The 23,843-nt window shown below is 53.2% G+C and carries 25 protein-coding genes and 3 pseudogenes; 13 read left to right on the plus strand and 15 right to left on the minus strand.

Annotated features, from left to right (window positions below; genetic code table 11):
• Positions 1-11 precede the first annotated feature (11 nt).
• Positions 12-347, minus strand: coding sequence for a transposase (locus JQU52_RS14540; RefSeq protein WP_230338027.1), 336 nt, complete (start codon positions 345-347; stop codon positions 12-14).
• Between the two features lie 121 nt (positions 348-468).
• Positions 469-1,014 carry an IS110 family transposase gene (locus JQU52_RS14545; protein WP_230339160.1) on the minus strand — a complete coding sequence of 182 codons (546 nt, stop codon included), beginning with the start codon at positions 1,012-1,014 and terminating at the stop codon, positions 469-471.
• 532 nt (positions 1,015-1,546) lie between these two features.
• Between JQU52_RS14545 and JQU52_RS14550 the strand changes: the two genes are divergently transcribed.
• Complete coding sequence (locus JQU52_RS14550; protein WP_230339161.1) at positions 1,547-1,744, plus strand: (2Fe-2S)-binding protein; 198 nt, start codon at positions 1,547-1,549, stop codon at positions 1,742-1,744.
• A gap of 303 nt (positions 1,745-2,047) precedes the next feature.
• Here the strand turns inward: JQU52_RS14550 and JQU52_RS14555 are convergent, their stop codons facing one another.
• The 5 genes from JQU52_RS14555 to JQU52_RS14575 form a co-directional block, all read right to left on the minus strand.
• Positions 2,048-4,234, minus strand: a complete 2,187-nt coding sequence (locus JQU52_RS14555; RefSeq protein WP_379061893.1) for a malate synthase G — start codon at positions 4,232-4,234, stop codon at positions 2,048-2,050.
• 237 nt (positions 4,235-4,471) lie between these two features.
• A complete protein-coding gene (gene glcF / locus JQU52_RS14560; protein ID WP_230339162.1) occupies positions 4,472-5,719 on the minus strand; it encodes a glycolate oxidase subunit GlcF in 1,248 nt (415 codons plus the stop codon).
• A gap of 515 nt (positions 5,720-6,234) precedes the next feature.
• Positions 6,235-6,429 carry a hypothetical protein gene (locus JQU52_RS14565; protein WP_230339163.1) on the minus strand — a complete coding sequence of 65 codons (195 nt, stop codon included), beginning with the start codon at positions 6,427-6,429 and terminating at the stop codon, positions 6,235-6,237.
• Positions 6,430-6,478: 49 nt separating this feature from the next.
• On the minus strand, positions 6,479-7,549 hold the full coding sequence (gene glcE / locus JQU52_RS14570; protein ID WP_230339164.1) for a glycolate oxidase subunit GlcE: 1,071 nt from the start codon (positions 7,547-7,549) through the stop codon (positions 6,479-6,481).
• 143 nt (positions 7,550-7,692) lie between these two features.
• A complete protein-coding gene (locus JQU52_RS14575) occupies positions 7,693-8,178 on the minus strand; it encodes an aminoacyl-tRNA deacylase (RefSeq protein WP_230339165.1) in 486 nt (161 codons plus the stop codon).
• Between the two features lie 105 nt (positions 8,179-8,283).
• On the opposite strand from JQU52_RS14575, the pseudogene JQU52_RS14935 reads away from it, so the two are divergent.
• Both JQU52_RS14935 and JQU52_RS14580 read left to right on the plus strand, forming a co-directional pair.
• Positions 8,284-8,390 (plus strand): annotated as a pseudogene (locus JQU52_RS14935) (IS5/IS1182 family transposase); the annotation flags it as partial.
• Between the two features lie 43 nt (positions 8,391-8,433).
• Positions 8,434-8,784 carry a RidA family protein gene (locus tag JQU52_RS14580; protein WP_230339166.1) on the plus strand — a complete coding sequence of 117 codons (351 nt, stop codon included), beginning with the start codon at positions 8,434-8,436 and terminating at the stop codon, positions 8,782-8,784.
• An 82-nt stretch (positions 8,785-8,866) separates the two neighbouring features.
• Here the strand turns inward: JQU52_RS14580 and JQU52_RS14585 are convergent, their stop codons facing one another.
• Positions 8,867-9,520, minus strand: a complete 654-nt coding sequence (locus JQU52_RS14585) for an OmpA family protein (RefSeq protein WP_230339167.1) — start codon at positions 9,518-9,520, stop codon at positions 8,867-8,869.
• A gap of 198 nt (positions 9,521-9,718) precedes the next feature.
• Positions 9,719-10,336 carry a peroxiredoxin gene (locus JQU52_RS14590; protein ID WP_230339168.1) on the minus strand — a complete coding sequence of 206 codons (618 nt, stop codon included), beginning with the start codon at positions 10,334-10,336 and terminating at the stop codon, positions 9,719-9,721.
• A 534-nt stretch (positions 10,337-10,870) separates the two neighbouring features.
• On the opposite strand from JQU52_RS14590, the gene cysS reads away from it, so the two are divergent.
• From cysS to JQU52_RS14620, 6 genes and pseudogenes are all read left to right on the plus strand, one after another.
• Positions 10,871-12,286 (plus strand): cysteine--tRNA ligase, encoded by a 1,416-nt coding sequence (cysS, locus tag JQU52_RS14595; protein WP_230339169.1) that lies wholly within the window; start codon positions 10,871-10,873, stop codon positions 12,284-12,286.
• A 129-nt stretch (positions 12,287-12,415) separates the two neighbouring features.
• Positions 12,416-12,631 (plus strand): 50S ribosomal protein L31, encoded by a 216-nt coding sequence (rpmE, locus tag JQU52_RS14600; RefSeq protein ID WP_230339170.1) that lies wholly within the window; start codon positions 12,416-12,418, stop codon positions 12,629-12,631.
• 317 nt (positions 12,632-12,948) lie between these two features.
• Positions 12,949-13,926 (plus strand): TerC family protein, encoded by a 978-nt coding sequence (locus tag JQU52_RS14605; RefSeq protein WP_328300752.1) that lies wholly within the window; start codon positions 12,949-12,951, stop codon positions 13,924-13,926.
• A 291-nt stretch (positions 13,927-14,217) separates the two neighbouring features.
• The gene (locus tag JQU52_RS14610) at positions 14,218-14,865 is read left to right on the plus strand and encodes an IS110 family transposase (protein ID WP_230338180.1); all 648 of its coding nucleotides are present in this window, start codon (positions 14,218-14,220) and stop codon (positions 14,863-14,865) included.
• Positions 14,866-14,885: 20 nt separating this feature from the next.
• Positions 14,886-15,220: pseudogene (locus JQU52_RS14615) on the plus strand (transposase).
• Positions 15,221-15,450: 230 nt separating this feature from the next.
• Positions 15,451-16,757: pseudogene (locus JQU52_RS14620) on the plus strand (IS5 family transposase).
• 163 nt (positions 16,758-16,920) lie between these two features.
• Here JQU52_RS14620 and JQU52_RS14625 read toward each other — a convergent pair.
• Positions 16,921-17,547 (minus strand): transporter substrate-binding domain-containing protein, encoded by a 627-nt coding sequence (locus JQU52_RS14625; RefSeq protein WP_230339171.1) that lies wholly within the window; start codon positions 17,545-17,547, stop codon positions 16,921-16,923.
• A complete protein-coding gene (locus JQU52_RS14630; RefSeq protein ID WP_230339172.1) occupies positions 17,507-17,758 on the minus strand; it encodes a transporter substrate-binding domain-containing protein in 252 nt (83 codons plus the stop codon). Before JQU52_RS14630 ends, JQU52_RS14625 begins: the two co-directional genes overlap by 41 nt.
• Positions 17,759-18,395: 637 nt before the next feature.
• Here JQU52_RS14630 and JQU52_RS14635 point away from each other — a divergent pair.
• From JQU52_RS14635 to JQU52_RS14650, 4 genes are read left to right on the plus strand one after another with little or no spacing between them, the layout of a single operon-like run.
• Positions 18,396-18,818: a hypothetical protein gene (locus JQU52_RS14635; RefSeq protein ID WP_230339173.1), complete on the plus strand. Its 423-nt coding sequence runs from the start codon at positions 18,396-18,398 to the stop codon at positions 18,816-18,818.
• Positions 18,808-19,080 (plus strand): hypothetical protein, encoded by a 273-nt coding sequence (locus tag JQU52_RS14640; protein WP_230339174.1) that lies wholly within the window; start codon positions 18,808-18,810, stop codon positions 19,078-19,080. The genes JQU52_RS14635 and JQU52_RS14640 overlap by 11 nt, the downstream gene beginning before the upstream one ends.
• A 12-nt stretch (positions 19,081-19,092) precedes the next feature.
• A complete protein-coding gene (locus tag JQU52_RS14645; RefSeq protein WP_230339175.1) occupies positions 19,093-20,016 on the plus strand; it encodes an FAD:protein FMN transferase in 924 nt (307 codons plus the stop codon).
• 8 nt (positions 20,017-20,024) lie between these two features.
• Positions 20,025-20,681, plus strand: a complete 657-nt coding sequence (locus tag JQU52_RS14650) for a hypothetical protein (protein ID WP_230339176.1) — start codon at positions 20,025-20,027, stop codon at positions 20,679-20,681.
• Between the two features lie 409 nt (positions 20,682-21,090).
• Here the strand turns inward: JQU52_RS14650 and yidC are convergent, their stop codons facing one another.
• The 4 genes from yidC to rpmH form a co-directional block, all read right to left on the minus strand.
• Positions 21,091-22,749, minus strand: coding sequence for a membrane protein insertase YidC (yidC, locus tag JQU52_RS14655; protein ID WP_230339177.1), 1,659 nt, complete (start codon positions 22,747-22,749; stop codon positions 21,091-21,093).
• 137 nt (positions 22,750-22,886) lie between these two features.
• On the minus strand, positions 22,887-23,096 hold the full coding sequence (gene yidD, locus JQU52_RS14660) for a membrane protein insertion efficiency factor YidD (protein ID WP_230339178.1): 210 nt from the start codon (positions 23,094-23,096) through the stop codon (positions 22,887-22,889).
• Between the two features lie 51 nt (positions 23,097-23,147).
• A complete protein-coding gene (gene rnpA / locus JQU52_RS14665) occupies positions 23,148-23,489 on the minus strand; it encodes a ribonuclease P protein component (protein ID WP_230339179.1) in 342 nt (113 codons plus the stop codon).
• 1 nt (position 23,490) lies between these two features.
• Complete coding sequence (gene rpmH / locus JQU52_RS14670) at positions 23,491-23,625, minus strand: 50S ribosomal protein L34 (protein WP_004283944.1); 135 nt, start codon at positions 23,623-23,625, stop codon at positions 23,491-23,493.
• Positions 23,626-23,843 lie beyond the last annotated feature (218 nt).

Below are 23,843 nucleotides of genomic sequence, written 5' to 3' on the forward strand. Positions count from 1 at the left end.
CATCTCTCGCATCAAGCCGCAATGGTTATTTTGGCCTGATATTCGCATTGGTGCTTCAACACACCAAAGCAAATCTGTACCAAGCGGCGCATCGCTGCGCCGATGGTCTGCATTTCCGTTTTGTTTCTGGCTTTCAGTCTGCGGTAATGCGCGTTAATATCCGGATTCCACGTTTTTGCAACCACCGCAGCCATATACAACTTAGCTCGTATGACCGAACTGCCCCGCTTGGAAAGCATGGCTTTGCCTTTGTGTTTGCCGGATTCCCGTTTTTTCGGCACCAATCCCAAATAGGCAGCCATTTGCGAGGCGGAGGTAAAATGTTTGCTATGATAGAGCGCAACCATGCGCAATGAAACCACTTCACCTACACCGGGTATGCTGCGCAGTAAAGCACGGTCTTTTTCAAATCAGGATGCCGGTCAATATGTTGTTCGATTTCCTGTGTGATGGTGCCGATCTGCTGCTTCAAATTGGTCTGCATGGTGCTGATGGACTGGCTGACCGCTTCGGGAACAGCGCTGAATCCGGCTTTCTCCATGCGGTTGTCTTCACGCTGCGATCGCTTTGCAGCGCATCTAGACGGGCTAGTAGTGCGTTGAGCCGCTTGATGTGGGGTGCAGCAGGCTGCCATTGGCGTACTTTGTGGTGCATGAGGCGGTCAATACCGGCTCTGGCCAGTGACTGGCTATCAGCCTTATCGGTTTTGTGCAAGCTGTCGTATTTGGCATAATGGGCACTGTCGGCAGGATTAAGCAGATAAACGGCGATGCCTTTGTTATGCAGGTACTCTGCCAATGCTTCGTGGTAAACGCCGGTGGCTTCCATGAAAATTTTGAGTAGGCTTAAGTCTTCACCGATGTTTTTATACAGCCATTCTGTCAGTTGGTTAAAGCCTTGGAGGTGGTTTGGCAATGCTTTGGTTTTGATTTTACTGCTGCCAATGTCGCGGATAAGAGCACAATCTAATTTGTTTTTGCTGATGTCGATGCCCAATACTTGGAAGTTCATCATAATCTATCCTTATTTATGCAGTGTCTTGCGGGCGCTGCCGCGCACTTGGATACCATTCAGATTGTAGGATGAGGTGTATGGCAGTGTTATCTACATTTCAGTGTCGGGCACTTGGGTCGGATACAGTTTGCTGCCATACGGGGCGGGAATAATACGCGTTTTACTCACCGCTTGAGAGATACAAGGTCGGATTCTTGAATCCGACATTTGGCCATCGGCCAAAGAGATGCGAGTGCCTTGTTCTGTGAACAAGCGTCGGATTCAAGAATCCGACCTACGGGCTTAATGGTGCGCATGGCGCACCCTACGTTTAGCATTGCGTTGATTGATGTTGCAAATAATCACACGCCTTTGCGTAGAGTGCGCCGTGCGCACCGATTTAAAATCCACAAAGCTGCCGGAAACTGCAAAGCGCCGCCCTATTCCGATTAAACCGCCCAATCACCCGAATTTACACAGGCTATGCTTGAAAATCTAAATAAAAGCCATTATCATAAGCAAACAACATCGATTCTCAATCAGGATAGCCATCATGTACGTTTGCCTGTGCAATGCCATCACCGACCGCCAAATCCAAGACACCGTGGCAGCCGGTGCCAATAGCCTCACCGATTTGCAGGCGCAATTGGGCGTGGCCACGTGTTGCGGCTGCTGTGCCGATTTAGCCAGTTCGTTTTTGTCGGTGCGCGGTGAAAATCAGGCGCAAATCAGCACGCCCGCATCTCAATAAATCACGCGCTCATTTCTGCTTATTACTTATTCCCAATACAAAAAACCCCTTTCAGGCTGCCTGAAAGGGGTTTTGCTATTGATGCTAATCTTAATATTACAAATAAGCACTTATACCAATCATAAAAAATAAGATAACAAGGCGGAGCTGATTTACTTGGTGCTTTAGCACCCTAGCAAATCGTTCTCTTTGAGCTGAGCCGCAGACAGTACACCTAGTACGGAACAGAGTTTGTTGGTGCTTCAGCACCTTACAAACTCGTTCGCATAGCGCTAAGACGAGCCAACGCAGTTAGGTTGTTTTTTAGGATTGGTATTGCACTGCGGCTTTGGCTGCTTGGCGCCACTGATGCAATAGCGGCTCGGTGTAGCCGTTGGGCTGTTGGGTGCCTTTGAAAATCAAATCACAGGCTGCCTGAAACGCCACGGAGGTGGTTTCGTGGCCGGCCATGGGCTGGTAGAGCGGATCGGCGGCGTTTTGCGCGTCTACCACGGCGGCCATGCGCGACAAGGTTTGGCGCACTTGGGCTTCGTTTACCACGCCGTGCAGCAGCCAGTTGGCGATGTGTTGGCTGGAAATGCGCAGGGTGGCGCGGTCTTCCATTAAGCCCACGTTGTGGATGTCGGGCACTTTGGAGCAGCCCACGCCTTGATCTACCCAGCGCACCACATAGCCCAAAATGCCTTGACAGTTGTTGTCGAGCTCTTGCTGGATTTGTTCGGGCGTCCAGTTGCGCTCGGCGGCCACGGGGATGGTGAGCAAATCATCCAGCAAGGCCAGGTTTTCTGCCGCCAAGGCCTGTTGCACCTCAAACACGTTTACTTGATGATAATGCAAGGCATGCAAGGTGGCACCGGTGGGCGACGGCACCCACGCGGTGGTGGCTCCGGCGCGCGGGTGGGCGATTTTTTGCTGCAACATATCGGCCATCAAATCGGGCATGGCCCACATGCCTTTGCCGATTTGCGCTTTGCCCGGCAGGCCGCATTGCAGCCCCACTTGCACGTTGTTGCGCTCGTAGGCGCTAATCCAGGCGCTGGTTTTCATGTCGCCTTTGCGAATCATCGGCCCGGCCAGCATGGCGGTGTGCATTTCGTCGCCGGTGCGGTCGAGAAAGCCGGTGTTGATAAACACCACGCGCTCGCGGGCTTCCAAAATGCAGGCTTTCAGGTTGGCCGAGGTGCGGCGCTCTTCGTCCATAATGCCCATTTTCAGGGTGTTGTGCGGCAGGCCGGTGAGCTCCTCGATGGCGGCAAACAAGCTGTTGGCAAAGCGCACTTCTTCCGGGCCGTGCATTTTCGGCTTCACAATATACACGCTGCCGCTGCGGCTGTTTTTGTTGTGGCTGCGGGTGAGGTCGAAGGGGGCAATCAGGCCGGTCATCACGCCGTCGAGTATGCCTTCGGGGATTTGATTGCCGTCTTTATCCAGCACGGCCGGGGTGGTCATGAGATGGCCTACATTGCGGATAAACAGCAGCGAGCGCCCGGGCAGGGTGAAGCTACCTGAAGCATCGGGCTTGCGGTATTCGCGGTCCGGATTCAGACTGCGGGTGATGGCTTGGCCGTCTTTGTGTACGGTTTCCACCAAGGTGCCTTGCATTAAGCCGAGCCAATTTTGGTAAACCAGTGTTTTGTCGGCGCCGTCTACGGCGGCCACGGAGTCTTCGCAGTCCATAATGGTGGACAGCGCCGCTTCCATGATGATGTCTTTAATGCCGGCTGGGTCTTGGCGGCCGATGGGGCTGGTTTTGTCAATCACCACATCGAAATGCAGGCCGTTGTGCAAAAACAGCAACGAGGCCGGGGTGTCGGCGGCGCCGGTATAGCCCACCAACAATTCGGGGCTTTGCAAGCCCACCAAATTGCCGTCTTTAAGGGTGACTTGCAGGCTGGCACCGATAATTTGATAGGCCAGCGCGTCTTTGTGGCTGCCGCTCACCAAGGGGATGCTGTTGTCGAGAAAATCGCGCGCAAAGGCAATCACCGCATCGCCGCGTTTGGGGTTGTAGCCCGCGCCCGGTGCCAAATCGCCACTTTGCGCAATGGCATCGGTGCCGTAAAGCGCATCGTAAAGGCTGCCCCAGCGGGCGTTGGCGGCGTTGAGCGCATAGCGGGCATTCATAATCGGCACCACCAATTGCGGCCCGGCCTGCTCGGCGATTTCACGGTCGACATTGGCGGTGCTGATTTGGAAATCCAGCGGGGTGTCGACCAGATAATCCAGCTCGTTCAGAAAGGTTTTGTAGGCGGCCATATCGGCAATCGGGCCCGGATGATTGCGGTGCCATTCATCCAATTGCAGCTGAATTTGGTCGCGCTTGGCCAATAGGGCGCGGTTTTGCGGTGCCAGTGTATGCACCAAATCGCTAAAGCCTTGCCAAAAAGTGGCGGCGTCGATTTTGTGCGGGTGCTGTGCCAGCACGTTGTTGATAAAGCCGTATAAGGTGCTGTCTACTTGCAGCTGGGCGGCGCTGATGTACTGGGCCATGATATTCCTCACTCTTTGGGGGTTTGTTGTTCTGATAGTGGTGCCGTGGTGCATTCAATGCTTTCAGGCAGCCTTTTTTCTGCACTGCAAAAGAGTAAGGCTGCCTGAAAACGGTGTTTCTTTCAAGGGGTGCGGCTGATTTTGATGGGCTTATAGCAAAGAAAATAAATAAATCATACAAGGCGGCGAGCCGAAGACAGTACACCTAGTACGACAAGGCGAGCCAACGCTGTAGGATTATTTAGTTTCTTTGCTATTGTCGAGTAAATCGGCCACATACTCCACCCAATGCCGCACCGGCAGCGGGTTGTCGGCACTTAAATGGGCAATGCAGCCCACATTGGCCGACAAAATCACTTCCGGCGCCAACGCCGCCAAATGGCCTTGTTTGCGGGCTTTCAGCGCTTGCGACAATTCCGGTTGCAAAAAGGCATAAGTACCGGCCGAGCCGCAACACATCTGTGCTTCCACCGGCAACATCACTTCAATGCCCAGCGTGGCCAGCAAGGCTTCCACGCTGCCGGCCAGTTTTTGCCCGTGTTGCAAGGTGCAGGGCGGATGGTAGGCCACGGCTTGCGGCGCCGCTTGGCGTTTGGTCAAGCGCTGAGCCAAGGCTTCGGCCTCGCCGGTTAATACTTCCACCACATCGCGGCACAAGGCGCTCACTTTTTCGGCGCGCGCGGCATAGGCAGCATCGTGGCGCAAATGGAAGGCATAGTCTTTCACCAACACGCCGCAGCCGGATGCGTTGACCAAAATGGCTTCGACACCGGCTTCAATATGCGGCCACCACGCATCGATATTGCGGCGCATGGCCGCCAATGCGGCTTCGTGGGCGTCCATATGCAGGCTTACCGCCCCGCAACAGCCCGCCTGTGGCGGCACCACTGCCTCCAAGCCCAATGCATTGAGGATTTTAACCGTGGCCGAATTGATGCCGGGCAGCATGGTGGGCTGTACGCAGCCGTCCAGCATCAGTATTTTGCGGGCGGCGGCTTGCGGCAGCACGGCGGCTATGGTTTGGCGCGGCAGAATTTTGCCTTGTAGTGTGGCCGGCAATACGCCGCGCACCGATTGCGCCAAGCGGTAGCCGCCGTGAAATACAGCCGGGTTGCTAATCAGGCGGCGCAACAGTGTGCGCTGCAATGCCGCCCACGGTTTGCGCCCCACTTGCCGCGCCACTTCTTCGCGCCCCAAATCGAGCAAGCGCCCGTATTGCACGCCCGAGGGGCAAGTGGTTTCGCAGTTGCGGCAGGTAAGGCAGCGATCCAGATGCTGCTGTATCGACTCGGTGGCGGCCATGCCCTCAAACACTTGCTTAATCTGGTAAATCCGCCCGCGCGGGCTGTCCAGCTCATTGCCGGTAATTTGGTAGGTGGGGCAAGTGGCGGTGCAAAAGCCGCAATGCACGCAGCGGCGCAAAATCGCTTCGGCCTGCTGCCCGGCTTCGGTTTGCAAAAAGGCTTCGGTAATGTGGGTTTGCATGCTGGTTCCTGCTGTTTTTGTATTAGGTAGCTGACGTTATGCACTCTAATAAAAGTAGAGTAATTTACAAATTATTTTGTTCAGGCTGCCTGAAACCAAAAATCCGTGCAGCCCTCCCCTGGCGCAGCCGAATCGGAGCGGATTTTAGCGGGAGAAGGGTGCGCTATGTTTGAGCGCAGCGAGTTCGCACCCGCCGCTAAAATTCGTGTAGATGAGGGAAGTTTGGCGTAAGCCAAACCTGCAACCGGGGTCGCCTTTCTTTGCTTACTTTCTCGCCGCAGGCGCGCTTCGCGTGAGTGAAGCAAAGAAAGTAAGTGGCCGCGCGGCCATGAAGCGCAAAGTAAACCGATGAGCAACGAATACAAAAACGCAGCTTATTTTTTAAAATGATTCATTGCATTTTCATTTGTTTGCCAATGGATTGTCGAATCAAGTTCGGCAATAACAGCGCTACTTTTCAGGCAGCCTTAGGAAAGCGGGTCGTATCTTCCGTTATGTAGTTGAGGAGCTGTGTTTTAGCGGTAAAACAGATAATACAGCAGCGCCAACACAATCACGGCGCTGCCCGCAGCCAATATGATTTGCGTTTGCCCACGGCCAAAACCGTGGTCGCGCAAGCCGTGGCCGAAACGCCGCCAGCCAAACCACAAAGCCAAGGCAGCAAAAGCCAGCGCGCCCAGTGCGGATTCATCGAATACCGGTATCATCATTTCAGGCAGCCTTTAACTTAGGGTCTGTTTAATTTTTATCAACAAACGCTTAAAACCCGGCATACATACGGCCAAAATTAAACACATTGTGCGGATCAAAAGTGTGCTTAAGCCGCCGGTGAATGCTCATTAAGGCGGTGGGCAGCGGGGTGAATACGGTTTCACCTTGGCGCGGTGTGCCGCGGAATAAGGTGGCGTGGCCGCCGGCTTTTTGCGCCGCCGCACGAATGGGCGCGGCATCGGCATCGGTGCGGTACCAACGCTGGCCGCCGCCCCACTCCAACAACACCGCACCCTTTAAAGCCAGCGGCGCGGTGGTGTCGGGCAGGCTCAGCCGCCACAGCCGCTCGCCCGCAGCCAAATCGTTAAAAAACGGCAAGGTCTGCTCGCGCACACCATACCACAGCATCGCCGCTTCGCCCGGCGGCAGTAATTCGCCCCCCAAGGCCGCACACGCCGCCGACACCGCGGCCGCCGCGCCGCCTAAGCGCAAACTGAGCACGCCTTGCGTCCACAGGCTGCCTGAAAGCGGCAAGGGCTGCCCATGCCAAGCATTGAGTTTTTCAATCGCCGCGGCTTGCGGCAGATGAAATTGCAAGGTGGCTTGTGCCGGCGGTTGCGGCAACACTTTGAGCGATACTTCGGTAATCAGCCCCAAAGTGCCCAGCGACCCGGCCAGCAAGCGCGACACATCATAACCGGCCACATTTTTCATCACCCGCCCGCCAAAATTCAAACATTGGCCGCGGCCATCCAGCAATTGCGCACCCAACACAAAATCCTTCACCGCCCCCGCCTGCGCGCGGCGCGGCCCGGCCAAACCGGCCGCCACACAGCCGCCCACGGTGGCATGGGCGCCGAAAAACGGCGGCTCAAACGCCAGCATTTGCCCGCATTCGTCTAGCGCGGCGGCAATATCGGCCAAACGCGTGCCGCAGCGGGCGGTGAGCACCAATTCAGCCGGATCATAGTCGACAATACCGGCGTAATCACGGGTGTGCAGCACCGCATCGAAAGCCGCTTGTTCGCCGTAAAAATCTTTGCTGCCGCTGCCGCGTATGCGCAAATGCACGTCGTTGGCGGCGGCATGGGCAATCTGTTGCTGCCATTGCTGGAACATGGTGTTTTCCTAATATTGATATGAGTTTTCAGGCAGCCTTATATCCATTCAAAAAAGTAAGATGACAAGGCGGCGAGCCGAAGACAATACAGATAGTACGGCAAGGCGAGGCAACACAGTCAGGTTGCTTTTTTGAATGGATATTAACTGGCTACGCCCACCGTTACCGCCTGCGGATTCAAACAACACAAATCCACCGCCGCCATCGACACCAAAAAGCCGCGCTTGCCGCCGTTGATGTAGATTTGGGGCAAGGCCAAAATGCTTTCTTCCACATACACCGGCAACGGCGTTTTGGTGCCGAAGGGGCTGGTGCCGCCCAATAAATAGCCGGTCCATTTGTGCGCCTGCTCGGCACTGGCCGGCTCGATGTGCTTCATGCCCAATGTGCGCGCCAATTGGCGGGTAGACACCTGCTTATCGCCATGCATCAGCACAATCAAGCCTTGTTTGTGTTCATTGGCCAGCACGATGGTTTTAATCACCATATGCTCGGCCACGCCCAAGGCCGCCGCCGAATGCGCGGTGCCGCCGTGTTCTATATAGTCGTATTCGTGCGGATGAAACGCCACCGCGTGTTGGCGCAAAAAACGAATGGCGGCGGTGATGGGGTATTTTTGTTTGCTCATGGCACAAATACGGCGGTAATTGAAGAAGGTCTTTATAGCGCCTGATGCTTTTCAGGCAGCCTTTTAAAGGCGCTGAAAGCAGAAGCGGCAAGCAATGGCCTATGTTATAGTGGATTAAATTTGAATCAAGACAAGGCGGCGAGCCGCAGACAGTACAGATAGTACGACAAGGCGAGCCAACGCGGTATTGGTTCAAATTTAATTCACTATACCATAAGCCTTTCTCTACTCAACCCTGCACACAAAGGAAGCAGCATGACCATCCAGCATTACCAACCCACCGCCCGCCTCTCCAACGCCACTGTGGCCAACGGCTTTGTGTTTTTGGCCGGACAAGTGCCGGAAAACGAAGATGCCGACGTTACCGCCCAAACCGCCAATGTATTGGCACAAATCGACGCCATTCTAGCCGCTTGCGGCTCCGACAAAGCGCATATTTGCGAAGCGGTGATTTACCTGCCCAACCTGGCCGACTACGCCGGCATGAACGCCGCTTGGGATGCCTGGGTACAACCCGGCGCCACCCCCGCCCGCGCCTGCGTACAAGCGGCGTTGGCCAATCCGAAATGGAAAGTGGAAATCAAACTGACCGCCGTGCAAAAATAAACGGCGCCAACAAAAAAGGCTGCCTGAAAACGTTGTTATCGTTTTCAGGCAGCCTTTTTACTGCCAAAACCACAAAGCGTGTTTATTGCGCTTTCGGGTTGATGGTGATTTCCACACGGCGGTTTTTGGCACGGCCTTCCACTGTGGCATTAGACGCCACCGGCATGCGCGAGCCGTAGCCCATGGTGCTGATGCGGTTGGCGGCCACGCCACGGTTGGTTAGGAAGCCAGCCACCGATTGGGCGCGTTGTTGCGACAAGGGATTGTTGATGGCATCGGTGCCGGTGTTATCGGTATGGCCGCTCACGCTGATGGTGGTGTCGGTGTATTTGGCCAGCACATCGGCCACCGAAGTGAGCGAGCCGGTGGCGGCGCTGTTAAGTGCGGCGCTGCCGGTGGCGAAGGTAATGCTTTCTGGCATTACCAGCTTGATTTGATCACCCACGCGCGCCACTTCCACCGGCGTGTTGGCCAGCTGGTCGCGCAAAAGTTTTTCTTGGTAATCCATATAACCGCCGACACCGGCGCCGATGGCACCGCAAGCCAGCGCCGAATTGCGCGCGCCGGTGCTGCCATGCGTGAGAGCGCCAACAATGCCGCATGTGGCGGCAGCGCCCAAACCGTACATAGCGGTTTTGCTCATGTGCTGCTGGCCGGTGGTGGGATCGGTAACGCAGCCGCTCAAAGCCAGGGCGGCGGTGGCGCCGATGGCGGCCAGGGATTTGCTGAATTGCATGGTGTATCCTTTCTGTAAGGTAGACCGGTTATTGTTCCAACGCTTATGCGGTACACAAGGAAAGTGCGGCAGACGTTTGTAAAACTATATCGGACAAACGGCGTTAATAAAAGTTGCGCCGCCACAAAAAACCGCAGCATTAACGCTGCGGCTGGTTTTTTTACCGGGCTTAACAATTTGCCGCCCGGTTGGCAGACATTACAGCTTGTCGGCCGACTCAGACAAATAAGCAGCCACACCGGCAGCATCGGCTTTCATGCCTTTGTCGCCTTTGTTCCAGCCTGCCGGGCACACTTCGCCGTGCTGTTCGGTGAATTGCAAGGCATCTACCATGCGCAGCATTTCGTCAACATTGCGACCCAAGGGCAGGTTGTTGACCACTTGATGTTGCACCACGCCGTCTTTGTCGATTAGGAAAGAGCCGCGGAAAGCCACGCCGCCTTCGCTTTCCACATCATAGGCTTTGGCGATTTCATGGGCGATATCGGCCACCATGGTAAAACCCACCGGGCCGATGCCACCTTGGTTTACCGGGGTATTGCGCCAAGCGGCGTGGGTAAACTGGCTGTCGATTGACACCGCAATCACTTCCACATTGCGCGCTTTGAATTCGGCCAAGCGGTGGTCGTGGGCAATGATTTCAGACGGGCACACAAAGGTGAAGTCCAGCGGGTAAAAGAACACCAAGGCGTATTTGCCTTCAGTGGCGGCGGCAAAATTGAAATTTTCAACCACATCGCCATTGCCTAAAACGGCGGCGAATTGTTTGTCGCTGTCGTGAAAAAACGGGGCGGGTTTGTTAACCAATACGGCCATTATTGCTCTCCTGATGGGGGTGGATAAATATCGTGCTGCTGCAGCTCTTAGCGCCTGTTCACAATCTTTTTTGTAGCGGATTTTAGTGCAGAAACGGGTGCAGGCAAGGCAAAAAGCACAGCCAAAGCCAGCTTTGGCGCGCATTTTTAACGCAGCATGCGCCTGTTTATGTGCTGAAAGCAGCACAATAAAAGATTGTAAACAGGCTCTTAGATGGCTGCGGGCAAGCAAACTGCCTTATTCTAGTTTAAAAAAGCAAAGCAGCCTATTGATTTTGCCTATTTTAAACCGAAGCCGCCGCCCGAATTTTAAGGTGATTGTTTTTGCGGCGCGTGAAGACTGTATTACAATGTACGCCTGTACATTTTTTGTATAGTGAATTAAATTTGAACCAATACTGCGTTGGCTCGCCTTGTCTTGATTCAAATTTAATCCACTATAGTAAAGATACCATTTTGTAGAAAAGGCTGCCTGAAACGGAAAACTTGGCTTTCAGGCAGCCCCGGCATTCCAACCCCTTAATTTGAGAAAACCATGCTCAGCGTTTACAACACCCTCACCCGCCGCAAAGAAGTATTCGAGCCGATCAATCCGCAAAACGTGCGCATGTATGTGTGCGGCATGACGGTATACGACTACTGCCATCTCGGCCATGCACGGGTGATGGTGGTGTTTGATATGGTGGCGCGCTGGCTGCGGGCACTGGACTACCCGCTCACCTATGTGCGCAACATCACCGACATCGACGACAAAATCATCGCCCGTGCCGCCGAGCGCGGCATTTCCATTGGCGAGCTCACCGAATTTTTTATCGACGCCATGAACCAAGACGCCGCCGCACTGGGCGTTATCCCGCCCGATGTCGAGCCCAAAGCCACCGCCCATGTGGCGCAAATGATTACCATGATTGAGCGCATCATTGCCAACGGCAAAGCCTATGCCGCTGCCAACGGCGATGTGTATTACGCCGTGCGCGAATTCGCCCCCTACGGCCAATTGTCGGGCAAAAGCTTGGATGATTTGCGTGCGGGCGAGCGCGTCGAAGTAGACAGCTTTAAGCGCGACCCCTTGGATTTTGTGCTGTGGAAAGCCGCCAAAGCGGGCGAACCGGCATGGGAAAGCCCGTGGGGCCAAGGCCGCCCCGGCTGGCACATCGAATGCTCGGCCATGAGCGAAGAATTGTTTGGCGACACCTTTGATATTCACGGCGGCGGTGCCGACTTGCAATTTCCGCACCACGAAAACGAAATCGCCCAAAGCTGCGGCGCACACCAACACCACTGCGGCCACAGCCATCAGCATAGCGGCCACGCGGCGCAAAGCCACGTTAAATATTGGCTGCACAACGGCTTTATCCGCGTAGACAACGAAAAAATGTCCAAATCGCTGGGCAATTTCTTTACCATCCGCGAAGTGTTGCAGCAATACGACGCCGAAGTGGTGCGCTTTTTTATCCTACGCGCCCACTACCGCAGCCCGCTGAACTATTCCGACGCCCATCTGGACGACGCCAAAGGTGCCCTCACCCGCCTTTACACCGCGCTCAAAAACACCCCGGCAGCCGAATTTGCCTTAAGCGAAAACGCCAACGATTACACCCGCCGCTTTTTTGCCGCCATGAACAACGACTTCGGCACCGTAGAAGCCGTGGCGGTGCTGTTTGAGCTGGCCAACGAGATCAACAAAAGCCACGATGCTGCATTAGCAGGCTGCCTGAAAGCCCTAGGCAGCTTGCTGGGCTTGCTGCAACGTGAGCCGGATGCCTTTTTGCAAGGCAGCAGCGATGCCAACGGCTTAGACAACAACGCCATCGACGCCCTAATCGCCCAACGCCAAGCCGCACGGGCGGCGAAAAACTGGGCCGAATCCGACCGCATCCGCGACGAATTGGCCGCCGCTGGGATTGTGTTGGAAGACGGCGCGGGCGGCACTGGTTGGCGGCGTGGCTAACAGCCATCCCCAAAGTACGGCACTTGATTTTTAAACACAAAAAGCGCATAATACGCGGCTTGGGTTTTAAACTCGACACCAAAGAAGTACAGGCAAAACCCCTGTGCCCGCCGACCTAAAGGATTAACCATGAAAACCGATATTCATCCGAACTACCACGACGTTAACGTAACCTGCTCTTGCGGCAACACGTTCACCACTCAGTCTGCCATGGCCAAAGACAGCTTCAACATCGAAGTTTGCTCAGAATGCCATCCGTTTTACACCGGCAAGCAAAAAATCGTTGACTCTGCCGGCCGCGTAGACAAATTCAACCAAAAATTCGGCAATATGTTCAAACGCTAAGTTTGGCGATTGGCAAAAAAGACTGTCTTTCAGGCAGTCTTTTTTTGGTTTCAGGCAGCCGTAAACCAATTCGAAAAAATAAGATAATACCAATTCTATAAAATAAGATAACAAGGCGGCGAGCTGAAGGCAGTACAAGTAGTACGGCAAGGCGAGCCAACGCAGTTAGGTTATTTTATAGAATTGGTATAACAAGGCGACAAGCCGAAGACAGTACACCTAGTACGGCTAGGCGAGCCAACGTAGTTAGGTTATTTTTTCGAATTGGTATTTATCATTCAGGCAGCCTCTAGGCTTAATTTTGTAAAGAGAAAACCATGTCTTCCGTACCCATCCAATCCATCGGCACGCCGCTGTTTTACGGCGTGTTTTTCAGTGTGGTATTGCTGCTGATTGCCATCGACATGCTCACGCTGAAAAAAAGCGGCGCCCATAAAGTGAGCACCAAAGAAGCACTGGCCTGGAGCGTGGTGTGGGTGCTGGTGTCGCTGCTGTTTGCCTTGTGGCTTTATTTTCAGCTGGCGGGCAACCCGGCTTACGGCCCGGCAGTGGCCAACGAAAAAACCCTGGCTTTTCTTACCGGCTATGTGCTGGAAAAGGCGCTGGCGGTAGACAATATCTTTGTATTTGTGATGATTTTTGCCTACTTCAAAATCCCGCCGCAATACCAACACCGCGTGCTGCTGTATGGCGTGCTCGGCGCCATTGTGTTGCGGATGATTATGGTGTTTTTGGGTGCGGTGCTGGTACGTGAATTTGCGTGGATTTTGTATGTATTCGGCGCATTTTTGGTGTATACCGGCCTGAAAATGCTCAAACCGCAAGCGGAAGAAGCAGAAGATTTTGGCGATAATCCGATTTTACGCTGGCTGAAAAAGCACATCCGCATCAGCAAAAATCTGGACGGCGAGCGCTTTTTCACCATCGAAAACGGCAAACGCGTGGCCACGCCGCTGCTGCTGGTGCTGATTATGGTGGAATTAAGCGATGTGATTTTTGCGGTCGACAGCATTCCGGCCATTTTTGCGGTGACCACCGATCCGTTTATCGTGCTCACCTCCAATCTGTTTGCGGTGCTGGGCTTGCGGGCGATGTATTTTCTGCTCGCCAATATCATCGACCGCTTTGTATACCTGAAATACGGCTTGGCCTTTGTGCTCACCTTTATCGGCATCAAAATGCTGATTGTGGAGTGGTACCATATCCCGGTGGCGGTATCGCTGGCAGTGGTATTTTCGGCCTTGCTGTTGTCGGTATTGGTGTCGTGGCTGCATATGCGCCGTTTGCATTCATAACCGCCACGGCAACCAGAAGCCCGTAGGTCGATTCTTGAATCCGACACTTGTGTGCAGAACAAAGCACTCGCATCACTTTAGCCAAACGTCGGATTCAAGAATCCGACCTTGTATCTCTCAAGCGGTGAGTAAAACGCGTATTATTCCCGCCCCGTATGGCAGCAAACTGTATCCGACCCAAGTGCCCGACACTGAAATGTAGATAACACTGCCATACACCTCATCCTACAATCTGAATGGTATCCAGTGCGCGGCAGCGCCCGCAAGACACTGCATAAATAAGGATAGATTATGATGAACTTCCAAGTATTGGGCATCGACATCAGCAAAAACAAATTAGATTGTGCTCTTATCCGCGACATTGGCAGCAGTAAAATCAAAACCAAAGCATTGCCAAACCACCTCCAAGGCTTTAACCAACTGACAGAATGGCTGTATAAAAACATCGGTGAAGACTTAAGCCTACTCAAAATTTTCATGGAAGCCACCGGCGTTTACCACGAAGCATTGGCAGAGTACCTGCATAACAAAGGCATCGCCGTTTATCTGCTTAATCCTGCCGACAGTGCCCATTATGCCAAATACGACAGCTTGCACAAAACCGATAAGGCTGATAGCCAGTCACTGGCCAGAGCCGGTATTGACCGCCTCATGCACCACAAAGTACGCCAATGGCAGCCTGCTGCACCCCACATCAAGCGGCTCAACGCACTACTAGCCCGTCTAGATGCGCTGCAAAGCGATCTGCAGCGTGAAGACAACCGCATGGAGAAAGCCGGATTCAGCGCTGTTCCCGAAGCGGTCAGCCAGTCCATCAGCACCATGCAGACCAATTTGAAGCAGCAGATTAGCACCATCACACAGGAAATCGAACAACATATTGACCGGCATCCTGATTTGAAAAAGACCGTGCTTTACTGCGCAGCATACCCGGTGTAGGTGAAGTGGTTTCATTGCGCATGGTTGCGCTCTATCATAGCAAACATTTTACCTCCGCCTCGCAAATGGCTGCCTATTTGGGATTGGTGCCGAAAAACGGGAATCCGGCAAACACAAAGGCAAAGCCATGCTTTCCAAGCGGGGCAGTTCGGTCATACGAGCTAAGTTGTATATGGCTGCGGTGGTTGCAAAAACGTGGAATCCGGATATTAACGCGCATTACCGCAGACTGAAAGCCAGAAACAAAACGGAAATGCAGACCATCGGCGCAGCGATGCGCCGCTTGGTACAGATTTGCTTTGGTGTGTTGAAGCACCAATGCGAATATCAGGCCAAAATAACCATTGCGGCTTGATGCGAGAGATGGTATCTACGTGCCTACGCAAATGGTAGTGCCAAACGGCTCTTATCTTTAAAGTTATTTTTTAGGGTTGGTATAATCGCGTTTGTGCACAGTTTCAGGCAGCCTGAATACATAGTCCTCCCTGAAGAATCCCCACCCTCATGATTTAATTAAACAAACGCTCAAAATCCACTATAATCAACTGCAAGAAACCCCCAATCTACCCCAAAAACCTTGCAGTTATGAAGCCCAAACACACGGACAACCACCCCGACCTATTCCAATTACAGCTGTCCCAAATCATCAACATGAGCCACCCATTGGTTAAACTGGCGCATCAGATTAACTGGGACAGAATCGCCACCCAAATCGACACCGTCTACACCACCGGCCCCGGCCACCCGCCGCTACCCACCCGCCTTTTGGCCGGACTGCATTACCTCAAACACGCCTTTGACGAAAGCGATGAAAGCGTATTGGTACGCTGGCTGGAAAACCCCTACTGGCAATATTTTTGCGGCTACTCATTCCTACAGCACCAACTTCCCTACACCCCACCTCACTGGTCAAATGGCGCCGGCGGGTAGGAGATAAAGCCGAAGCCCTACTGATTGAAACACTGCGCACAGCCCAAGAAAGCGGTGCCATCCAACCCAGCGAATTTCACCACATCAACGTCGACACCACCGTACAAGAAAAGAACATCACCTTTCCCACAGACGCCAAGCTCTACCACAAAGCCCGGCAAGTATTGGTCAAAGCCGCTCAAGAGCACAATATTCCCTTACGCCAAAGCTATGCGCGCAGCGGCAAGAAAGCCTTCATCCTCAACAACCGCTATCGTCATGCCCGCCAATACAAACGTGCCAACAAAGCCTGCAAAACTTTAAAAAACTACCTTGGCCGCATCATTCGCGAACTGGAACGCAAAGGCAGCCAAACCGATCAAGCCCTACAAAGCCTATTGGATCGCGCCCGACTGATTTACCGACAACAAACCGGCGACACCAACAAAATCTACAGTTGGCATGAAACCGCAGTGCATTGCATCGGCAAAGGCAAAGCACACAAAAAATACGAATTCGGTAATAAAGTTTCCCTCGTCAGCAGCTCGAAGAACAACTGGGTATTGAGTGCCCAAGGATTAGCCAACCCTTACGACGGGCATACACTGGCTGATGCATTGGCACACATGCAGCAAGTGTGTGGGCATAGCCCGCAACATGTCTACTGTGACCAAGGATACCGGGGACATCAACAAAACGGATCGGGCAAGCCTATCATCCATCTGGTCGGTAAGATTCCGAAAACAGCGAGCCGCAGTATGAAAAGATGGATGAAACGCAGAGCAGCAATAGAACCGATAATAGGCCACTTAAAGGCGGATAACCGTATGGGCAGAAACCACCTGAAAGGGGAAGCAGGCAACCGTTTGAACCCGATTCTGGCTGCCGCTGCCTACAACCTGCGCAAATTACTGGCGTGGTTGTATTTTTGGCTTATGGGGTGGGTGGGAGAGAGTCGGGAAGAATGGATTCTTCAGGGGTGACTACATATAGTAAAATGCATAAAAAAGTGCTACGACGTTGCCGTGCCCTACTGCTTGTACTGTCTGCGGCTTCGCGCCTTGTATCATTTATTCTTTATTTCACTATAAAACCCACAAAAAAGCCTGCAAACATTGGTTTACAGGCTTTTTTACGGATTCCAGCTTATTGCGATGCTGCCATCGGTTTTGTCGATGCAGAGCCAAACCATTTTTGGTTGATTTTGGCGTATACACCGTTGGCCTTGATATTGGCCAAACCGGTGTTGATTTTGCTTTGCAATTCGGTGTTGCCTTTTTTCAGTACAAATACAATTTCAGGCACCGTGGCGTTGGGGGCGTATTCAAATGATTTAAACGCAACACTCGGCTCGCCCTGCATATAGTATTTCAATACCGCCTCATCGCCCACCACTGCATCGGCCTTGCCGCCCACCACTTCTTTCAGCGCCAGATAAAGCGTGTCGGTAGCGATGATTTTGTCATTACCGCCTTTTAATTTCTGTAAATCGGTGATACGTGAGGTTTTAATCTGTGTGGCTACCTTAAGGTCTTTTAAATCAGCAAATGTTTTTAAATCCAATTTGCTGTCGGTATAAACGGCCAGATCAGGCGAGAAATAATAGCCGTTGGATAAGGCATATTTTTGGTGCCGCTCTTCGGTGGCGGTAACGCCGGCCGCCACAATGGCGCGCTCATCCCTATCCAAGGTATCAAAAATACCTTCCCACGGCTGGTGGATAAATTGCACTTTAAAGCCTTGATCTTCGGCAATGGCATTCAAAGAGGTCAATATCGTAGCCCACAATCAGCCCTTGCTCATCACGGAATTCAAACGGGGCATAAGTGGCATCGGTAGCCACTAAGTAGGTATTGGCATTGGCCGCAGCAGATGCGGGTGTTGAGGCCGCCTGAGTGGTGCTTTCCTGCACCGCTTTTTGGCCGCAAGCGGCCAGCAAAATACTCAACGCAATCGCAACTAGGCTGGTTTTAACAAACTGCATGATGTTTCCTTTTATTTTAGATATTGTTAGAAATTTAAATCCGCCCAATCCCTATATCGCTGCTTGGTTCTGCTGATTTAGTATGATTAAACGTTGATAAGTCTTATAGCATAACCACTCCGCATAATAAATATTTAATTATCCTAATATATTTTTACTATCATACAGATAGGTTAAATATTCTAAATTTAACAAATTATTTGTTCGTATAGAATGGAAATTATTTTCTAGCTGAAGATACGCACTTACTTGTAAAGGCTCACTAAACAAAATAGTGACGCTGCTTAATCTAAGTTATACCAATTCGAAAAAATAAGATAACAAGACGGAGAGCCGAAGACACTACATACGTACGGATAAGCGAGCCAACGAAGTTGGGTTATTTTTTCGAATGGGTATTACTAAGCTGCCTGAAACACATCATCCCTACACTGCTGCATCCAGGCCACAGCCTGCTCGGGCGGCTCGTTGGTGGTGGCCGGATTAACGGCGGCTTAAGCGCTTGTTGATTATCTTTTTTGGCGCCAATATGGCTTTAAGTTTCCGTTAATGTGGGGGCAGTATGGTGTGTCCGTGTCCTTATCGGCCATCACCGATAAAGCACGGTAGACAGACAGATAAGCAACGGGAGACGAAAATGGACAAAAAAGCCTTATGGGTATGTGCGCTGATCAGCGCTTTTGCATTGATTTTTTTGGGCGGCGTGGTGGCCGCTTTGCAGCAACCCTCAAATACCGATACCGCGGCACCCGCAGTGACACAAGCCACGCTGCCCGCCGCTTCATCAGCACCGGCCACGGCACTGAGTGCCGCACAGGCATTGGATGTGGCACGCCAAGCTTTGCCGGGAGCGCAATTTTTACAGCCGCCGCAATTGGTCGATTTTGACGGCATCGTGGCCTATGAAATCAGCGCCGATCGCGGCCTGATTTACATTGATGCCAATAAGCGCCAAGTATTGTCGGCACCCGGCCAGCCAATGGCTCAGCCCAATCCGGCCAATCAGCAATACGTGCGCGAGCATGATGAACATGAAGAATCGGAGCGCGATGATGGCTAAATCTGCCGAAGGAAATGTGCTGTTGGCCAAAATCAGCCTGATTGGCTTATCCGTGACGGCGGTGCTCGGCGGCTGGCTGATGTTGCTGCCTGCCGCCAATAAAACCACGGCCGCCGCGCCCCCGCCTTTGCCTGCCGCCGCCAACCCGCCTTTGCGCCGGGTGTCGGCAGCACAGCTACCGCAAAACAACGCCTTACCCGGCTTGCGCCAAGTGCGCCGCCAACAGGCTGCACCGGTGGTGCGCACTCGCTCTTCACGTTAGGGTGCAGCAGCCATGCTCAGTATTGAGTTTGATGCCATGGGCTGCCGGATACAGCTTGTGCTCGACAGCGATTCTGCCGCTGCCGCAGCGGCATTGCAGCAAACGCCGACATGGTTTGCGCAATGGTCGGCACAGCTCAGCCGCTTTGATGCCGACAGCGAATTAAGCTGCCTAAACCGGTACGGCAGCGGCCAAGTGAGCGGCGTATTGTGGTCGGTATTGCAGGCAGCCTTGCAAGCGGCACGCAGCAGCAATGGCTTGGTTACCCCCACCATATTGCCTGCCCTGCTCGCCGCCGGTTATACCTGCAGCTTTGAGCAACTGAATCGACAGCAGCCGGAGAGGCTGCCTGAAGCCGCAGCCGTACCCGATTGGCAACGGATTGCGTGCAACGAAGCCACGCAATCCGTGGATTTGAACGGCACACAGCTCGACTTGGGCGGCATTGCCAAAGGCTGGTGCGCGCAGCAAGCGGCTCAAAAGCTGCATGTGCATGGCGCAGTGCTGGTGGATGCAGGTGGCGATATTGCAGTTTGCGGCACGCCAGCAAATACCGCGGCCTGGACAGTGGCGGTTGCCCATCCCCTACTGCCGCAACAGGATGCGGCGCTGCTTTATCTGCGCAGCGGTGCGGTAGCCACCTCCGGGCGCGATTACCGCCATTGGCAGCGCCATGGTCAAACATGCCACCACATCATCGACCCGCGCAGCGGCATTTCCGGCCACAGCGACATCATCAACGCCACTGTGCATGCCGCCGATGCGGTAACGGCGGAAATGGCGGCCAAAGCTATCTTGATACTGGGCAGTGCCGCCGCCAAGCCTTGGCTGGCAGCACAAGCTCATCTGGCGGCCTGTTGGCTGAGCGAACAATATGGCTGGCAAAGCGCAGGTATATTCGACTGGCACACGGCACCGCCATCAACGCAACAATAGGTATTATTATGAAAATCATCAATGGATTGATTACCTTCTTGGCTCTGTTCGCCGGCCTGCTGCTGGCTGCCGCAGCCTTAAATCAATGGACAACACCCCTAGTACAATCCTTACAGAGCAGCGAAGCAACAGGTTATTGGCTTTTGGCGCGGGCCGCGGGGGTGGTGGCCTATACGGCACTTTCAGGCAGCGTATTATTGGGTTTGCTGTTGTCGAGCAAAGCCGCACGGCAAGCCGGCTTTGCACCGCTGGCACTGAGCCTGCATGACTTTTTGGCCTTATTGGGCGTATTGCTTACGCTGTTTCATGCGCTGATTTTACTGGGCGATGCTTATTTGCAGCCGCAATGGTGGCAACTGCTGCTGCCGTTTGCGCTGCCACACCGGCAATGGCTGTGGCTGGGCTGGGGGCAAGTCGGGTTTTATTTGTTTGTGCTGATTTTGCTGGCCTACTATGGCCGTCGTCATCTGGGCATGGCCTTATGGCGCTGGGTGCATCCGCTGGCCTTTGCGGCCTATGCCCTGATTACCCTGCACGGCCTGCTCGCCGGCTCAGACACCCGCACGCCTTTCATGCTGACACTGTATGCTGCCATCAACACCAGCATATTGTTTTGGTCGCTATACCGTTTATGGGTTTTGTGGCCGCATCCTAAGGCTGCCTGAAATGTAAAAACCGTCATTGCCGAATCCAGTTCGACAATGACGGATTCGAGGCTTTCAGGCAGCCTTTACGAGCAATATCAATTCTAAAAAATAAACTATTTTCCAATTCATCGAAATTAAATGAACTCATAGAATAGGCCTTGGCGCATCCTATGCCATATTTTGCGTATTTAATTTAAGGTTATACCAATTCTAAAAAATAAGATAACAAGGCGGCAAGCCGAAGACAGTACAAGTAGTACGGCAAGGCGAGCCAACGCAGTTAGGTTATTTTTTAGAATTGGTATTATTTTTTAGGATTGGTATAAGTGCTATCTTCAGCTAAATGATATAGCTTGCTCATAAAAAAGCATTGCGCCCGTCGGTATCATCAACCAACGGGCGCAGTGTTTTTTGTCACAGCCTTAAACTAGCCATGCGCATGCGGATGCAACTTTTGCTGTTTCTCAATGGTTTTGTTCACATACCACTGCTGAGCAATGGTGAGGATGTTGTTCGACAACCAGTACAGCACCAAGCCTGCCGGGAAGAAGAAGAACATCACCGAAAACACCACCGGCATGATTTTCATCATCTTCGCCTGCATCGGATCCGTGGGCGGCGGATTCAGATGGGTTTGGATAAACATGGTAATCGCCATCAGGATGGGCAGAATGTAGTAAGGGTCTTTGCGGCCCAAGTCGGTAATCCAGCCAATCCACGGCGCCTGGCGCAATTCCACCGAAGAAAACAGCGCCCAATAGAGGCCGATAAACACCGGAATTTGAATCAACATCGGCAGGCAGCCGCCCAGCGGGTTGATTTTTTCCTTTTTGTACATCGCCATCATTTCTTGCTGCATTTTCATGCGGTCGTCGCCGTATTGCTCTTTGAGCAGCTGCAAACGCGGTGCCACGGCACGCATTTTAGCCATTGAGCGGTAGGAGGCGGCGGTGAGCGGGTAAAACACCGCTTTCACAATAATGGTGAGCAAGATAATCGCCCAGCCCCAGTTGCCCACAAATTCATGCAGCTTGTTGAGCAGCCAGAACAAGGGCGCGGCAAACAGGTGTACTTTGCCGTAGTCTTTAATCAATTGCAGATTATCGGCCACTTGGGTGATGGTGGCGTATTCTTGCGGGCCGGCATACAGCGCTACCGGGAAGCTCAACTGGGCATCGGCGGCAATGGCGGGCAAAGTGGTGCGCACACCGGCGGAATACAGGCCGTCGTTGCGTTTGCGGATGTCGATTTGGCACACGCCGTTTTCACAGATGGTTTTGCCGCCTTTGGGCTGCAAAATCCAAGTGGCCATAAAGTAGTGCTGACTCATGCCCACCCAGCCGGTATCGGTTTTGCGCACATAGTCGGCCTGTTCGCGTCCACTGGTAAAGTCTTTGTCCAATTCTTTGAACGGCACTTTTTCAAACTTGCCTTCGGGCGTGTACAGCACAGGGCCGCTGTAGGTGTGGTCGAAATAACCGGCGCCGTCCGGCTCGCTGCCGTCACGCAACACGCGATAGGCGGCATCCAGTTGCAGCGGCTGCGCGGTTTTGTTGGTCACATCAAAGCGCACATCAATCAGGTAGCTGCCTTTGCGGAAGGTATACACCTTGTCTACTTGCACGCCGTTGGTTTCCGGCGCACTTAGGCGCACTTCCACGGCATCGCCATTGAGGGTGTAGTTTTTTTGCGCAGCGCTAAACGGCACGTCTTTCAGCAAAAATTCACCGGCGGGCGTGAGCAGCGATGATTGGGCGATGTATTGATGGCTTTGGCTGTCGTCAAACAGCACAAAATCTTTGCTGGCGTCGCTGGTGGCGTTGTGCTTGAGCAAAACCAGGCGGCGCAAGTCGCCGCTTTTTTCATCAATGGTGGCCTTTACCGTATCGGTGGTCACCACCACCGGCTCGGTTTGCAGTAAGGCTGCGTCCACTTTCAGTGCCGCAGCGCCGGTGGCGGGTGCGCCTTGTTGCGTCGCGCTTTGCGTGGTGGCTGCTGTTGGCTTGGGCGTGGGGAATAAATATTCCCAGCCCAGCAAAATCAGCATGGCCACAGCAAAAAACGACATCATGCGTTTAAAATCCATGGTGTATTCCGTCTGCAGTTGATTAAATCTTTAAAATTTAAGGTGTTTTTAGATGGCAAGCTCAAAAAGTAATATAACCAGGCGGCGAGCCAACGCAGTTAGATTATTTTTTGAGTGTGGTATCTTGAGTGTGGTATCTAAGGTACCGGATCGTGCCCGCTGCCACCCCAAGGATGGCAACGGCCAATGCGCTTGGCCGCTAGCCAGCCGCCTTTGAGCGCACCGTGTTTTTGCAGCGCTTCCACCGCATATTGCGAGCAGGTGGGCGTATAGCGGCAGCGCGGCGGCAGCATCGGGCTGATGGCATACTGGTAAAAGCGCACCAGCAGCAACAATAAACGTTGCATGGTGATTCCTTATCGCGCCAAGGTCAAGCGGCGTCGATTAAGCAATGTTAATCAAGCGCGCTTGGCCAAAAGCAGTTGATCCAACACCCGCCACACTTGCGCCTGTTCGGCCGGGCCGAAAGATTGGCGCACGCGCACCACAATGTCTTCGGCGCCTAAAGCATGCCGGTGCAGGCGAAACCATTCGCGCACACTGCGCTTCATATAGTTGCGCTTATTGGCACGCTTGGCGGTTTTTTTGCCCACCACCAGCCCCAAGCGGGGATGGCCTAGGCCGTTGTCCGCGCGCAGCACTTGCAGCCAGGCGCGGCTTTTTTGGCAGCGCAAAGCAAAAACGGATGAAAAATCATCCGTTTTTAATAGGCGATAGCGTTTACCAAAACGGTAATCCAACTTATACAGCCAAACGTTTACGGCCTTTGGCACGGCGTGCAGCCAAAACAGCGCGGCCGCCACGGGTTTTGCTGCGCACCAAAAAGCCATGGGTGCGTTTGCGGCGGGTAACAGACGGTTGGTAAGTGCGTTTCATGATACTTCCTAAGATTTCGACAAAATAAAACGTGGCATTACACCGCAAAAAAGCCTTTTTGTCAATAAATATAATCCACTGTAAGCCCATACAGACCAAGCAGGCAACATAGCCGCTGGCAGCGAATTTGGGTATAATCGGCGCACTTTGCATTGGGGCTGCCACGCTGCTTATCACGCTTAATATTTGCACCTCAAAGCCACGCCGGCACACCCCCG

The organism is Paralysiella testudinis, from assembly GCF_016894345.1.
In the GTDB taxonomy this organism is placed as follows: domain Bacteria; phylum Pseudomonadota; class Gammaproteobacteria; order Burkholderiales; family Neisseriaceae; genus Paralysiella; species Paralysiella testudinis.